Below are 15,262 nucleotides of genomic sequence, written 5' to 3' on the forward strand. Positions count from 1 at the left end.
TACGAAGACCTCTATGACATTCCTATAGGAGAATTTTAATAAAAATATAGAAATAAATGCCCCAAAATTAAGAATTAAACTTAAATTTGGGGCTATCTTTGTATTATAATTTATTAGCTTTTTCTTAATATCTTTTCATAGCTATTTATTTTCAAATTTTAAAAATTTATTAGAAAGATACAAAAATGTGAATAATTCCCCTAGGGCAAAAGCACTCAGCAAGACCAAATCATGTGGGTTTATGAACCTTAAATTATTAGCCTCTATTGCCAAAAAGCTTAGACCTACAATTTTTAAAGACCTAAAAGCGCTCGCAAAACCAAACATGGTAAAGATTGTAGATAAGAGCACTATGATCCCAAAAGACCTTATCCTTATGGAAAGAGCTCCAAAAATCCCAATTATTGGAAGGGCAAGCAAGATGCTAAGGCCTATATAATAAAAATATATAGAAAAATCAATGGTCGAAAATCCTCCTATATATTTTCCTCCCAGGTAGAAAAGGGCCAGAAAATATATTTGGCAAAGGCAAATTATAAGAAAAGCCAAAATCAATTTTGCTCCCACAAAGGCCATATTTTTCTTTGGGCTAAGTCTAATAAATTTCAGGCCTGCTCTGTGTTCTGTCGCCCAAAGGCTTGCTATTACGATTGCAATTAAGGGAATGTAGAAAAACGAAAAGTAAAACAAGCTTACCTGGGTCCACAAAGATTGCCATTCATTGGTCAATGTTTCCTTATTACCCATAAAGTTTATAAGGCCAAAGGCGTTAGCTAGTAGGGGAATTATCAGACTTACCAACAAGATATTTGTAAATTTTATTTTTTTAAATTCTAATTTTAACATAAGTCCTCCTAGTCCTTGTATAGATTATAAGTTTTCATTGCCTTTAAGTAGCCAAGGCAGGCTATTAAAAGGATCAGGGCAATTATTGGTGTATAAAAATTTATTGGATTTAGAACCTGGATAAATTTTTGGCCTTCTTTTACATAAGAAATATTTAATAAACTTGCCATCCACGCAAAGGGATTTACAAAGGCAAGAGTCTCTGATGTAAGCATGGTTATTACTCCAGTAAGACCGCCTATTATTCCTATAAATGATAGGGTATAGACTCTTTTTGATTTCATTTCTATTATCATAAATAGGGCCATAAAAAATAAATTTATTATTATGACGGAGATGTTTACCAAGGCAAATCTTAATATCATGTCAGTGTCCATATTAAAATTACCCGACTTTTTTGCTAGTAGGAGAAAGACAATAGCTTCTACTATTTGCAATAAAACTAGTTTTAGGGATAGGTTTTTAAATTTATTTATGAGTATAGAGTTTACTTTTTCTCCAAGACTTACTTGCAACTGCCACATCTGGTTTTTTTCCTCGATTTCAATCACTTTTTTCACCAAAGAAGAGATTAAAATCGGATTTATCAATAAGGAAATAAATAGATATGTGTCTAAGATATAGGCTAGGGGATAATTTCCTTGCGCAAATGATTTTGAATGGCTGACCCCTGCCACCATTAGCATTTGAGCGAAAAATACTATTAGTATTAAAAAATTTATCCCAAGTCTTTTGTATTTTTTTCTTTCTAAGTTTGCCATATTAAGACCTGCTTTCTTCGATAAAAAGTTTTTCTAGGCTTTCTTTTTCTTCTTCAATCCTGTATATATCAACCTTTCCGTGCAAGAAATTTACTATTTCAGATATTTTTTGGTTAGAAACTTTGCCCAAAATAATCTTTTTACCATCTATCCTTACCTGATCTAAGTCTAAAAGATTAGCAGCTTTTTGATTGTCAGATGTTTGGATGGAAATAAATGGTGGGTGGAGTTTTCTATAGTCTTCCAAGCTTCCATTGTAGGTTAGTTTCCCTGCCTTGAGGATACCAATATGTGTAGAAATTTTTTCCATCTCATCAAGAATATGAGAAGAAATCAGAATGCTTGTAGAAGTGTTTTTCACTATGTTTTTAAATAAGTTTCTCATTTCCTCAATTCCCTGAGGATCAAGGCCATTTATAGGTTCATCTAAGATCAATAACTTTGGACTACCTATTAGGGCAATTGCAATTCCAAGTCTTTGCTTCATACCCAGCGAATAATCCCTTGCTTTTTTCTTGCCCACATTATTAAGGCCAACAAGGTCAAGAGTTTTTGAAATTTCTGCCTTATCTATCCCCTTAAGCTCGCAAATTATTTCAAGATTTTCATAGCCTGTTAAGTGGTCATAAAAGGAAGGATTTTCAATTAGGGCACCGAGATTTTTGTTAAGGTCTTTTTGGTTTCTAGGACTTACTTCTTGGCCAAAAACCTTAATTTCCCCTCCATCTTTTCTCACAAGACCAAGTATAAGCTTCATAAGTGTTGACTTTCCCGCTCCATTTTTGCCTATTAGACCATAAATTGAACCTTGTTCTATTTCCAGATAGTCAATATCTAGGACTTTCTTCTTGTTATATGATTTTTGTAGATTTTTTATTTCTAATATTTTTTCCATAATCATTCCTCCTAACAAAAGGATACCAGGCTAAGATAAAAATAAGCTTTAAGCAAGGTCACTTTTACATCACAAAAACCAAAATATCAAAAGTCTGGTGTATAATTAGGATAGCAAGGAGGAGCTTAATGGATTTTAGAAATAATTTTTCTATACTAATAGTAGATGACGAAACAAATTTATTGGAAAATTTATATAATTTTTTGAAAGAAAAGGGTTTTAATAAGATTTATACCGCCAAAAACCTCAAAGAATCTAGGTTTAAGCTTACAAATTTCAAAATTGACCTAGTGGTCCTTGACCTAATGCTACCCGACGGGAGCGGTTTTGATCTTTTAAAGGAAATAAGAAAAACTTCCGATATGGCAGTCATAATCCTCTCCGCCCTTGATGGGATAGATGATAGGAAGGAAGGTTTTGAAAACAAGGCCGACGACTACCTAGTCAAGCCATTTTTCCCTGATGAACTCCTTTGGAGGATTGATGCGGTTTTAAGACGCAGTAAAAATATAAAAAACGAAGAGAAAATTAATTTAGGAAAGGTAATTTTCGATAAGTCCAAGGGCATCCTCATAAAAAATGGAGAGGAAATCCCCCTAACTGCCACGCAATTTAAAATCCTGTCCTACCTAGCCGACAACATGAATATGATTGTCTCTATTGACCGCATTTTGGAAAATATTTGGGAAGATTCCTATGGTTATGAAAATACATTGATAACTCACATTTACAGGATTCGTGAAAAACTCGAAGACAATCCTAGAGATCCAAAAATCCTAATTACCATCAAGGGTTTGGGCTATAAACTGGTGAAGGAAGATTAAGATGTTTAATTACATTATAAAAAGATTTAAAAAAATCGTAATAAGAATCCTTGCCCTTTTATTTTTTCTGACATTTTTGCTAATGGTCTTTCTCTACCTCAACTACAGGTTGGGAGATAAATATCCAAATCCTAATGATGTTTATACTTATATAACTAATAACAAAACAGATACCTATCTCAACGAAAATAATAAGAACTTTTTAAAAGAAAATGATATTCGGGCCCTAAGGCTCGATAAAAATGGCAAAGTCATCGAATCTTTCAACAAGCCAAGAGAGGTTAAAAATAAATTCGAGATCACAGATGTAGTTAGCTTTAACAGGTATTACTTGGCTGATTATCCCGTTTTTACCTATATTGTAGGAGACGGCATAATCCTTTTTGCCTATCCAAAAAATTCACTAGATAAATTGCCCTTTAATTATTATAACTACCAGAACCTTGTATTTAATATGTGGCTAGTAGTCATATTTATAGTTTTATTTTTGCTCTTTGTCTATGTTTTTTACAGGATGGATATAAGGGATATACTTAAAAATATTGCTCCTTTTCAAAAGGCCATTGACGGGCTTTTTGAAGATGACTATGAAAAATTAGATGAAAGTGGAGAATTAAGAGACCTCGCCCTTTCAATTAACAAGGCAAACGAAAAATATAATAACTTAAAAAAATCACAAAGTAAGTGGATAAGGGGAGTTAGCCACGATGTTAGGACCCCTCTTGCAAAAATTTCCTGGGAACTTAATAAAGAAAATAAAAATGACCTCGATACAAAAAATATCCAAGACCAAGTTTTAAAAATTTCAAATATTTTAGAAGGTCTCAATCTAACTATGTCCCTTGCCAACATCGACAAGGAGAATTTTGAGTCAAAAAGTCCCTTAAAAGTAATCCGAAAAGTCATAGTCGATAAGTTAAATGAAAACCCAAAAAGAGAAATTATTTTTGAAAATAGGCTAAGAGATCCAGATATAAAACTTAAAATGGATCCAACCTTGTTTTATAGGATGGTCGAAAATATCATAAAAAATTCCCTTGCCTATACCGAGGGAAAAATCTACCTTATAATTTCAAACCCAGATAACCAGCTAATTATAAGGGTCTTAGACCAAGGCTGTGGGGTAGATGAAGATATAATAAAGAGAATTAATGACGAAGATTTGACCAATATTACAAGGCACGGTTTGGGGATTTTTATTTCTAAACAAATAGCCGAATTGCATGATGGGAAATTTTCTATAGAGAATAAGGACCAAGGCCTTGACGTTTCCTTTATCTTTGACCTGGTTAATTAAATTTTATTTTAATCATAAATCACAATTAAAAAACGAGCCAGCAAGAAAATCATGTACCGACCTCCCAATCGTTAGATTTTGGTATAACTTTTTGAGGTCGGTACATGATTCTGAAATAGCATATTTTTTGATAAATCAGAAATAGAATATCTTTCAAAATGATTATTTGGAATCGTATTATATGATTCTACAGTTGCTTTATATACTGGTTCTGAAAAAAACGTTAACTTAAATGTATCTGAACTTTCATCTAAATTTAAAAATAATAACAACTCTATTGTTTTTGTAATTTAATAAGAAAGTCTTATTCTAGAATCTACTCTATAAAATTCACTAATTTTTGAAAAAGGATGTAACGAAACCTTACGCCCTTTAATAAAAAAAGAGCAGCTTTTTAAGCTACTCTTGTAGAAAGTACAAAATGAGTTAATTATATTTATTGTGTCTCCTCATACTAGTTGCAAAACTATTCTTACGTCCATGTAGTTTTTTTGAGTCTTTTTTACATATCCTTCTTCATCTTTTTCAAATACAAAATGCTTATAAACTTATTAAAATGCAGGATTTCTAAATTTACATCTTTTGTATCAACCATACAGCTTCAGCAGTCGATTTCTGCCAATCAAAACTTCCTATTCGGTCGCTTCTCTTGGGAAATCTTTGCATGAGACCTGCCTCTACTTTTCAGTGTAGCTTCGCTTCTTGACAAGTAGGGCTAGGGCTTCAACGTGCGTTGTCTTTTGCTTGGGAACATAATTTTTTATCCTCGTCATTCTTGTAGGAGTACAATTTATCAATGTCATTGTTTTTGGCATTTTTTCTTTTATCTTTGAATTTATTAGAATCTTGACTATCTTTAATTCCTGTTTTGAAGTAGAATGTTAAGTCATATGGATGGACTGTTCCGTCTTTGTCGATTCTGCCCACCACAACTTTATCAACTATGCTTTCAATTACTGTTCTGTTAAATTCCTCTATAATTTCTTTATTTTCTAAGATCTTTTTAAATTTCTTTAGTCTTTCTTTAATAAAACTTTCATCTTTTATTGTTAGTTCCAGTGTTTTCTTTTCATCAAGTAATTCTACTTTTTGTTTTGTAAGTTTTTTATACTTTTTAGCACAAACTTCTTCGTCAATACTATCTTCTCAATGCAGATCAACTAACTTTCTTTCTTGACTAATGTTTCTATTTAATTGATTTTCTAACTTTTTTAAATCTTTGACTAAAGTATTATCATTTATTTCTTCTTCTTTAATAGAGATACTTTTTTGTAGGGTCATAATCATAGCCAAGACAACCTTGAAAACCAATAAGCTCCCCTTTTTCCATTTTCATTTTTAATCCTTTTTTTACATGGGCTGAGTTATTTTCTACTTCTTGTTGAGTTACTGAACTTAATATTGTTAATAGTAACTCTCCATTCATTGTAAAAGTATCTATATTTTCTTTTTCAAAGACTTTAATATTTCTTCCTATCAATTATTTAATTTCCAGGATTCCGCCTTAGCTTTTGCATTTATAAGGTCAGAATAAAGTCCATCATTCTTAATCAGTTCTTCGTGATTTCCACGTTCTACTATCTCTCCATCTTTTAAGACTAAAATCTGGTCAGCATTTCTAATTGTCTTTAACCTATGAGCAATCATTATTACTGTCTTATTCTTTGTTAATGATTCTATTGCTTCTTTTAATTTATCTTCATTTTCTGGGTCTATATTTGCAGTGGCTTCATCAAAGATAATTATATCTGCATCTTTTAGCATGGCTCTGGCTATGGAGATTCTTTGTTTTTCTCCACCAGATAGGCTTGCTCCACCTTCCCCAATGATAGTGTCATATCCTTCTGGTAAAGCTTCTATAAATTCATGGCACCTTGCCTTCTTTGCAGCTTCTACAACTTCTTCATGGCTTGCATTTTGTTTTCCAAATTTTATATTGTTTTCAATTGTATCTTCAAATAGGTATACATCCTGAAAGACCATTGAAATAGAATTCATTAAGTTTTCTATCTTATAGTCCTTAATATTCTTTCCTCCGATTAAAATTTCACCAGAATTTACATCCCAAAATCTTGCTATGAGATTACAAAATGTTGTCTTACCAGATCCAGATGGTCCTACAATAGCAGTCATGGTATTTTCTTTTATCTCTGCTGAAACATTTTTTAAAATTGGTCTATCATCATAGGAAAATGATACATTTTTAAAGACTATGTTGTGATTTTTTATTGGCTCTGTAATACTTCCTTCTTTCATATCAGGCATAGAGTCGATAAAACCTACAGAATCTATGGCATTTTCGCAAGCTCTTAGGATTGCCATGTTTGATCCTGCCCCGATTAAGCCTTCAAAGATAATAAAGGATGCCATAATCATAAGAATTGTTTCAGCAAGTGGAAGTTCACCAGATAAATTTAATTTTAATGATACATAGACCATAAATACTGTTGTTATTCCCATTACAATTCTTTGAATAACTGTGTAGGGTGCTACAGATTTCTCCAGGTCTAAGAGTATTTTTGATGTATCTTTTATAGACTTTCTCAAGGCCCTGTTATTTTCTCCTCCAAGATTATAGGATTTTATAACCTGCATACCTTGTAAAGTTGCTAATACTTCTTTTGTAAGTCTTGTTTGTGTTTCTGTCATCTTGTCTGCATTAGCTGATGATTTTTTCTCCATCATTGATGTTACTATAAAGAATACTATTACACCCACCACTGCAACAAGCCCTACCTTTACATTAAATATTAAAGTTCCAAGGACAAAGACTAAAGTATTTAAAACTCCACCAAGTACAAGAACCAAAAGCATAGGCACCCACATTTCTGCTTGGGAAAGTGAAGATGTAGCAATTGTAGTTAATCTTCCAAGTGAAAAGCTTGAAAAGAAACCCATAGGAACTCTTTTAATTTTTTCTCCTATTTCTATTCTCTTATGGGCTGCCATAAAATATCCTGCATGAGTCTGTGCCATCTGTGAAATTTTTAGTGTCATAATTTTGCCAACAAGAGATATTACTAATATGCCGAGACAAATAAAGATTGCCTTATAGTCTAAAGTTTTAGAGAATATATTTACTAGCATATAGTAGATTGCTCCAAACTCAAGGGCATTAAATACAGCGTGCAAAAATCCAGCGAGAATGGATTTCTTAATATTTACCTGTTCTTCTTTTGAAAAATTCCATATCTTTTTAAACACATTAAGCATTTTCATCACCCCTTAAATTTGCAGCATACATTTCCTTATAAAGTTCTGATGACTTTAATAGTTCTTCATGAGTACCATAAGAATTTAATTTGCCATCTTTAATAACAAATATCCTATCTGCATCAACAATTGTCTTTAGCCTATGCGCGATTATGATTAAAGTTTTACCCTTAACTAGATTTGCCAAGGCATTTTGTATGAGAGCTTCATTTTCGGGATCTATATAAGAAGTTGCTTCATCTAAAATTACGATTGGTGCATTTTTTAGCATGGCACGAGCAATAGATATTCTTTGTCTTTCTCCTCCAGATAGATGACCTCCACCTTCGCCAACTCTTGTATCATAACCATTAGATAGATTCATAATAAAATCATGGCAGGCAGATTTTTTACATACATCTATAATTTCTTCGTCAGAGGCATCCTTATTTCCAAGCCTAATATTTTCCTTTATAGTCATATCAAAGAGGAAATTGTCTTGGGATACAAAAGAAATAAGTGAAGACAAGTTTTCGAGCGACACATCTTTTGTTTCTACTCTGCCAATTTTAATAGATCCCTTATCTACATTCCAAAATCCAGCAATAAGTTTTGCTATTGTGGACTTGCCTGACCCAGAAGGACCAACGAGGGCTGAAACATTAGATTCTTTTATTTCCATAGAAAGATTATCAATAACTTTCTTTTTCCCATCGTAAGAAAAGTCTACGTCTTGAAGTTCTATATTATAGGATTCTATTTTTTCTCCCTTGTCAACATTTTCTAACTCTCTTGAATTTAAAATTTTTCCTATTTCAGAAGTTATAGTTGATATTCTTGACATATCATCCATATAGTTCATGATTTTTAAAATGCTAGAAACCGTAGCAAAGGATAAGACGATTAAGGTAATTAAATTTCCTAAATCAATACTTCCATTTATATAAAATAAAATCCCAAAGGGTATGATGGTAATAATTCCCATAGGAGAAAGTAATCTACCTATGGCAACCCTATTCATAGATTCACCCATCCAGTTAAAATAAAAGCTTGCATTGTCATAAACTGCATCAGCATATTTTTTATAAGATGATTCGCTTTGATTAAAGGTCTTTATTACTTCTATACCATTTATATACTCAACAATGGAATTATTCATATGTTGACCAATAGCAACTGACTTTCCAAACATTTCTTTATAATGAGCGTTCATAACAGACATCATAATAGACATTCCTACCACAAATGGAATTAGTGATAATAAAGTTAAACGCCAATCTAATGTAAACATGTAAATAAATAATAGAATAGGTCCTACTAAATTTGCAGTAAATTCTGGCACTAAGTGTGCAAGGGATGTTTCCATAGAATCAACTTGCTCAACTATAATATTTTTTAATTCTCCAGATGATCTTGATAGTACATCTCCCAATGGCATCTTAAATAATTTTTTGGAAATATCATTTCTAATTTCTCCTAATGAATTAAAGGTTGCCGTATGAGAAATACTTGTTGATATTCCTGCTGCCACTTCTTTAATAACAAATGTTATTAAAATACTTATACAAAGTGGAGTGTATAAATTCATGTCGCTTACACCATTAATCAAATTTACAATGATTTTTGCCATGTATATATATGAAAAAAGCCCAGCAACTACTCCCACTATCGCAAGTAGGACGGATGCAAAATATGATCCTTTTCTTTTATTTACATATTCTTTTACTAAATTCACTTTAAAACCTCCTTTAGTAATATTTTTAAATAGTTTATTATATTTTTTTTATTTCAGAGGGCATTCTATTAAGCTCTCCAATCATCATTGCTATTCCAGCTAAAATCATAATTAAATCTACAAGAGGTTCAGCAAACCATACTGCCTTAACTCCAAATGTCATTGGTAGAATAATCATGGCAGGAACGAATAAAAATAATTGTCTTAGCATGACGATTATGCCAGCTTTTTTAGCGTTTCCTATTGATTGGAAGAATGTTATAGTCATTACCATTACTCCATATAGGATAAAGATAGAATAAAATAGTCTAAAGTTCCCTATTCCCTGAGTTATAATACTTTCTTCTACTCCAAATAAGGAAAGTATATTCTTTGAAAATGCTAATGCTGGTATCCAAAATATTGATGCAAGAACTAATCCTCCGATAGAAAATACTTTCATAGCTTCTTTTACTCTGTCGTATTTTTTCGCTCCAAAATTTGTACCAACTACAGGTTGTAAACCTTGACTCATTCCCCAAAGTGGAATGAATGAAAAGGCATATATTCTAAGTGTTGCTGCCATCAAGATAGCATTTGTATCTCCGCCATATTTAAATGACATTTTATATAGCATTGTTTGTTGAATCATAAATAAAATTTGCATCATCATAGCAGATGACCCTACGCCAAACATTTCTTTTTTTATTTCCTGATCAGGTTTGATTTTATTTATTTTTACTGCTTTACTTTTATATTTGAAGTAATGGAGTGTTATAATCGCTTGAACAAATTGTGCTGTAATAGTTGCAAGTGCAGCCCCTTCAATTGCATATTTTCCCATTAATTTCATTAGAATGGGATCAAGAATTATGTTTAAAAAAGCTCCTAGCCCCATAATGAGCATTGCTTTTTTCATTAATCCTTCTCCACGCATAACCATGTTTGCTGATTGAGTAAAGTTTACAAATAAAGAACCAATGAAAATTACTCGTAAATATCTGATACCATATTCTTTAATTTCTCCACTTGCTCCAACCATATCTAAAAAATGTGGTGCAAGTAAAATTCCGCCTATTGTAATAATTGATGAGAATAGAATAACCCAAAAGATTAAATTCCCCATAATTTTATCAACTGTTTTTTGGTCGCTCTTTCCTATAGCTCTTGATAAAACCGATGCTGACCCTACACCAATTAGGGTAGATACTCCGCTATTGAAAAAAGTAAGTGGCATAGCGACACCACAAGCTGTCATTGCAGTTTGCCCTATAATATTTCCTGCAAAAATTCCATCCATAAGTGGATAAAGACCTATTACTATCATTCCTATTACAGCAGGGATAGATAATTGAAAAAGTAGGTCTATAGGTCTTTTGCTTAATAATTGTTCTTTCATATCTTGTTTCAAAAAATCAACTCCTTACACAATCAGTCCATCTTTAATAAATTTCAAAATATCTTTTTCATGTCCTTGAACATATACTTTCTTATATCCATCTTCTTCAAGCATTAACACAGAATTACAAACTTTAAAAATAAGTTCTATATCATGAGTTATTATGGCAAAAGGATATATTTTTGAATATCTTTTTATTATTTCAGAAATATCATTCATCCTCTTGTAATCTAAACCTGACGTAGGTTCATCAAGAATTATTAGTTTTCTACCACTTAAACAAGCAGTTAATAGTGCAAGTCTTTGTTTTTGTCCACCAGATAGATTTTGTGGATGGTCATACCTATTTTCCCAAAGGTCAATATGTTTTAATTCGTTTCTAAGTCTATTTAAATATTCAACGTCATTAATTCTATCTTTTTGTAAAAGCTCATTTTCCACTGTATCAAAAAATATTTGGTATTCTACATCTTGCATCATATAATAAGCGTTTCTTAATCTTTCTTTTTTATTTCTCCCAAAGCTTGTCTTGCCTTTAAAGTTTAATAAACCAGCTAAAGATCTTGCAAGAGTCGTTTTACCTACTCCATTTTTACCTATAATCGCCATTATCTCATTTTCATATAAGCTTATATTTAAATTTTTTATTAATTCTTTTTTACCAATAGAAATACCAGCTCCTCTTATATCCTCAACTACATTTTTGCAATTATCAATATTTTCAGATAGCAAAAAATTATAGTTAATTGTTCTTAAAGAGTAATTTTTACAATCCTTTTTTGTTAATTCACCTTTTTTAAAAACTTTTTCGATTTTACCATCTTTCATATACAAAAAACGATCATATAAATCATTTAAATAGAACAATCTATGCTCAGATATTATTATCGTTTTTCCTAATGATTTTAATTTTTCAAGAATATTCTTAAGTTCGACTATTCCCCTATAGTCTAAATTTGATGATGGTTCATCAAAGAAAATTATTTTAGTATCATAAACAAGAGTAGATGAGATAGCAACTTTTTGCTTTTGTCCACCTGATAAAGAATTGATATTTCTATATTTTAAATTTTCAATTCCCATCACACTCAAAGAGTCATCAACTCTTTTCTTTAATTCTGAAAGCTCCATTCCTAAATTTTCTCCAACAAAGGCAAGCTCATCCTCAACAATATTTGCGAAAAACTGATCTGTTGGATTTTGAAAAACATTTCCTATATACTTTGCCAATTCTCCATTGTTATATTGCGAAATATTTTTTCCTAAAATAGATACTTGTCCATATAATTGTCCTTGATAATGATTCGGAATTAAACCATTTAATATTCTTGTTAGCGTGGTTTTTCCACAACCAGATAAACCACTTATAACAACAAGTTCCCCTTCTTTAATATTTAGCTCTATATCTTTTAAAATTACCTTATCATTTCCGTCATAAGAGAATTTTTTAATATCTGCTTCTATTACATTCATATTGACCTCCACAATAAGAAAATAGCTAAAAGTAAGAATACGATATCAAAAAATTTAAAAGTTATTTTATGATAATTAGTCCTTTCCCCTCTATATTCTGCTCCTTTAGATATAATAGATGAAGTCAAAGTTTCACTCACTTGCAAACATTTATAGATAAGAGGGATGAAGTAAAGTTCAAAAGACCTAACAGGATGGAGGGGACTTAATCTTAGCCCCCTTACCTTCATGCCATTCTTTATTTCTTTAATCCTTAACCCCATCTCTGATATAAACTTCATTCCTATCACTATGCTTAGAGCAAACACATTTGGAATGTGTAAAAACTTAAGTGAACTCATCATTTTAAGTGGTGATGTATTCACAAGAATACCGCCAATAATAAATATCGGAAAGAGTTTTAATACGATTTCTACTAGACCTAAAATTGCATTTCCACCTATTCCTAAGTCTATAATAGTTAATGTTTTGCCAACAATTAACAAGATAAGAACTGTTGCTAGTTGTTTAATAAATTGTTTTAAGGAAAAAGTTAAGGTTAGAAACATTGATATTCCTATCATAATATAGTAACCAATATCATCTGTTATAAATAATATAATCGAAAACGCTAAAATTAAAACAAATAAGATTATAGGATTTACAAGACAGTTGTCATCTCTCCTTATGTTTTCCATTACAATATTCCTGATTTTTTACTCTTTTTAAAAAACTTATTATTTATATATAATCCAAATCTTCCTGCTATTAATACCAAGACGATATTAATGCCTATTGAGATTAGCATTGCCTTTGGTGTAAAAAAGGCATCCATAAAGGCAGCCTGTTCTTTTGTAAATACGCTAAAAACTTCAACAATTTTTTCTGGTCCAAGTAGTCTTACAAATGTCATTGCGTGCATTGAAATAACAAACATTCCAGCAGATAATGCTAAGGCAACTCTATTATCATTTTTATAGTTACCTATAATTAATTCTGCTACAATAGCTGCGATGGCATTTACTATAAGCATTGGCCAATATCCACTTAATGCATAAAATACACCCAGCAACATGAAAAATATAAAAGCTATTCCTCTTTTTTGTAATTTTTTAGCCATAATTATAAATGGCGGAGCTACTACAAAGGAAGAAAATCCTGCCGCTATATATAAGGATAAAGTTCCTAACATTCCTGTGGCCGTTGACACAGCCATGTTTAATATAAACGCCACTACTGTAAAAATTGTAACTTGTACGATATCTTTTAATTTCATATAAACCTCCAATTTAAGATATGTTTTTTCTTTCTGAGTAAACCCTAAGATTTACTTAGCATTATTATCTAAGATAATTCCTATCATTTTTTTTAATGCAAGTTTGTTCTTCACAAAATTTTCTCTTGCATTTAGAACTTCACAACCTAGAATAAATGTGTTAATAAAATCAGTTATTAATTCAATAGCTTCACTTAATTCACCTCTTACATCTTCATCAAATAACATTAAAATACTATCAGATGATGATTTTTTTAGTTTCTTATATAAGTCTTTTAACTTATCGTCATGATTTAATTCCTGCAAAAACATTGCATAAATTGAAACATAGTCACTCTGATATAGCATTTTTTCTAAAATAATCTCAGATAAAACTTCGCTAAAATCCTGACTTGTTTTATTCATCTCATCATAGATTATCTTCTCTCTGTATTTATTTCCTTCTAACATAATGTCGTATAAGATTTCATGCGTAGAACCATAATGATGATACAAGCCACCTCTAGAAAGCCCAGTAGCTTCCATAATGTCATTCATAACGGTATTTCTAAATCCCTTATCCAAAAAAACTTTAATAGCTGCTTGTCTAATCTGCTTTTTTCTTTCATCAGCTTCCATTTTCATTTCATAAATAACCTCCAAACCGACATACTTGTCGGTATTATTGTATCAACTCTGATAATCATTGTCAATAGCTTCGCTTATACTTCTTTATTAATTTCTTTAAATGCGGTATAATTAACAGAAATTAATAAACGCTTAACGCTTATAACTTTAATAGCAAGCACAGTAAGTGAGTACCCACTTACGAAAAATTGATGAAGCAGAACCTTTATGGACTGCTTCTTTTTTTATCAATTTTACCTTGTTAGGGAGAACCCTAAGACCCCAATAATTTATGATAAGGAGATATACTATGGATAATAGAAAAAGAAATAATCAACTAAAAATATATTTAACAGATGAAGAAAAGGAAATTTTTGAAAAGAAAATGAAACTTGCAAATTGTAAAACTATGTCTCACTTTCTTAGAAAGTGTGTCTTAGAAAAAGAAATTTATGTTGTGGACTTAGAACCATTTAGAAACCTGCAATGGCTACTTTCAAATGCAACAAATAACATAAACCAGATCGCCAAGGCTACTAATACAACTGGTGTTATTTACAAGAATGAAATCGAATCAATGAATAAACAGGTAGAAAAATTATCAAGAGAAATTTGGCAGATCCATTCCCTACTTCTTAATAAATCAAAAGAAAGTTCTGGTGATTAATATGGCAATTACAAAAATACATCCTATAAAATCAACTCTAAATTTGGCAATAGACTACATTACTAATAGTGAAAAAACTGATGAAAAAGTCTTGGTATCTTCATTCAAATGTCATCCAGCTACTGCTCATATACAATTTATGAAAACACGAAAGATCATATTCTATAGCATTTTTTGAAACAAAAACCTGCTAACAAAAGTCAAGCTTAAGCTGAAATTAATTTCAGCTTATTTTTTTGTGCAAATACTATATAATCTTTGCATATCCAGCTTCCATGCTATTATCAAAATTATACTTTAAGGATGTTTTCTTGGTGCTTGAAGCTAAAGCTA

At 31.1% G+C, this 15,262-nt stretch carries 13 protein-coding genes and 2 pseudogenes; 4 read left to right on the plus strand and 11 right to left on the minus strand.

Annotated elements, in window-relative coordinates:
• Positions 1 to 141: 141 nt before the first annotated feature.
• From FMG_RS07390 to FMG_RS07400, 3 genes are read right to left on the minus strand one after another with little or no spacing between them, the layout of a single operon-like run.
• Complete coding sequence (locus tag FMG_RS07390; protein ID WP_012291065.1) at positions 142 to 846, minus strand: ABC transporter permease; 705 nt, start codon at positions 844 to 846, stop codon at positions 142 to 144.
• A gap of 8 nt (positions 847 to 854) precedes the next feature.
• Positions 855 to 1,607 carry an ABC transporter permease gene (locus FMG_RS07395; protein ID WP_012291066.1) on the minus strand — a complete coding sequence of 251 codons (753 nt, stop codon included), beginning with the start codon at positions 1,605 to 1,607 and terminating at the stop codon, positions 855 to 857.
• 1 nt (position 1,608) lies between these two features.
• Complete coding sequence (locus tag FMG_RS07400) at positions 1,609 to 2,502, minus strand: ABC transporter ATP-binding protein (protein ID WP_002840761.1); 894 nt, start codon at positions 2,500 to 2,502, stop codon at positions 1,609 to 1,611.
• 128 nt (positions 2,503 to 2,630) lie between these two features.
• Between FMG_RS07400 and FMG_RS07405 the strand changes: the two genes are divergently transcribed.
• Positions 2,631 to 3,326, plus strand: a complete 696-nt coding sequence (locus FMG_RS07405; protein WP_002836976.1) for a response regulator transcription factor — start codon at positions 2,631 to 2,633, stop codon at positions 3,324 to 3,326.
• Position 3,327: 1 nt separating this feature from the next.
• Entirely contained in the window at positions 3,328 to 4,623 is a 1,296-nt protein-coding gene (locus tag FMG_RS07410; RefSeq protein WP_012291067.1) for a sensor histidine kinase, read from the plus strand.
• Positions 4,624 to 5,346: 723 nt separating this feature from the next.
• Here FMG_RS07410 and FMG_RS09625 read toward each other — a convergent pair.
• From FMG_RS09625 to FMG_RS07455, 8 genes and pseudogenes are all read right to left on the minus strand, one after another.
• Positions 5,347 to 6,082 (minus strand): annotated as a pseudogene (locus FMG_RS09625) (hypothetical protein); the annotation flags it as partial.
• Positions 6,083 to 6,099: 17 nt separating this feature from the next.
• Complete coding sequence (locus FMG_RS07425; protein ID WP_012291068.1) at positions 6,100 to 7,836, minus strand: ABC transporter ATP-binding protein; 1,737 nt, start codon at positions 7,834 to 7,836, stop codon at positions 6,100 to 6,102.
• On the minus strand, positions 7,829 to 9,550 hold the full coding sequence (locus FMG_RS07430; RefSeq protein ID WP_012291069.1) for an ABC transporter ATP-binding protein: 1,722 nt from the start codon (positions 9,548 to 9,550) through the stop codon (positions 7,829 to 7,831). Before FMG_RS07430 ends, FMG_RS07425 begins: the two co-directional genes overlap by 8 nt.
• Before the next feature lie 37 nt (positions 9,551 to 9,587).
• Positions 9,588 to 10,940 carry an MATE family efflux transporter gene (locus FMG_RS07435; protein WP_012291070.1) on the minus strand — a complete coding sequence of 451 codons (1,353 nt, stop codon included), beginning with the start codon at positions 10,938 to 10,940 and terminating at the stop codon, positions 9,588 to 9,590.
• 12 nt (positions 10,941 to 10,952) lie between these two features.
• Positions 10,953 to 12,401, minus strand: coding sequence for an ABC transporter ATP-binding protein (locus FMG_RS07440; protein ID WP_012291071.1), 1,449 nt, complete (start codon positions 12,399 to 12,401; stop codon positions 10,953 to 10,955).
• Entirely contained in the window at positions 12,398 to 13,078 is a 681-nt protein-coding gene (locus FMG_RS07445; protein ID WP_012291072.1) for an energy-coupling factor transporter transmembrane component T family protein, read from the minus strand. Before FMG_RS07445 ends, FMG_RS07440 begins: the two co-directional genes overlap by 4 nt.
• The gene (locus FMG_RS07450; protein WP_005956598.1) at positions 13,078 to 13,656 is read right to left on the minus strand and encodes an MptD family putative ECF transporter S component; all 579 of its coding nucleotides are present in this window, start codon (positions 13,654 to 13,656) and stop codon (positions 13,078 to 13,080) included. The genes FMG_RS07445 and FMG_RS07450 overlap by 1 nt, the downstream gene beginning before the upstream one ends.
• A 51-nt stretch (positions 13,657 to 13,707) precedes the next feature.
• Entirely contained in the window at positions 13,708 to 14,280 is a 573-nt protein-coding gene (locus FMG_RS07455; RefSeq protein ID WP_041250625.1) for a TetR/AcrR family transcriptional regulator, read from the minus strand.
• Positions 14,281 to 14,572: 292 nt separating this feature from the next.
• Between FMG_RS07455 and FMG_RS07460 the strand changes: the two genes are divergently transcribed.
• On the plus strand, positions 14,573 to 14,929 hold the full coding sequence (locus FMG_RS07460) for a plasmid mobilization protein (RefSeq protein ID WP_012291075.1): 357 nt from the start codon (positions 14,573 to 14,575) through the stop codon (positions 14,927 to 14,929).
• 1 nt (position 14,930) lies between these two features.
• Positions 14,931 to 15,083, plus strand: a pseudogene (locus tag FMG_RS09630) (relaxase); the annotation flags it as partial.
• Between the last annotated feature and the right edge of the window lie 179 nt (positions 15,084 to 15,262).

It is taken from the genome of Finegoldia magna ATCC 29328 (assembly GCF_000010185.1).
Classification (GTDB): domain Bacteria; phylum Bacillota; class Clostridia; order Tissierellales; family Peptoniphilaceae; genus Finegoldia; species Finegoldia magna_H.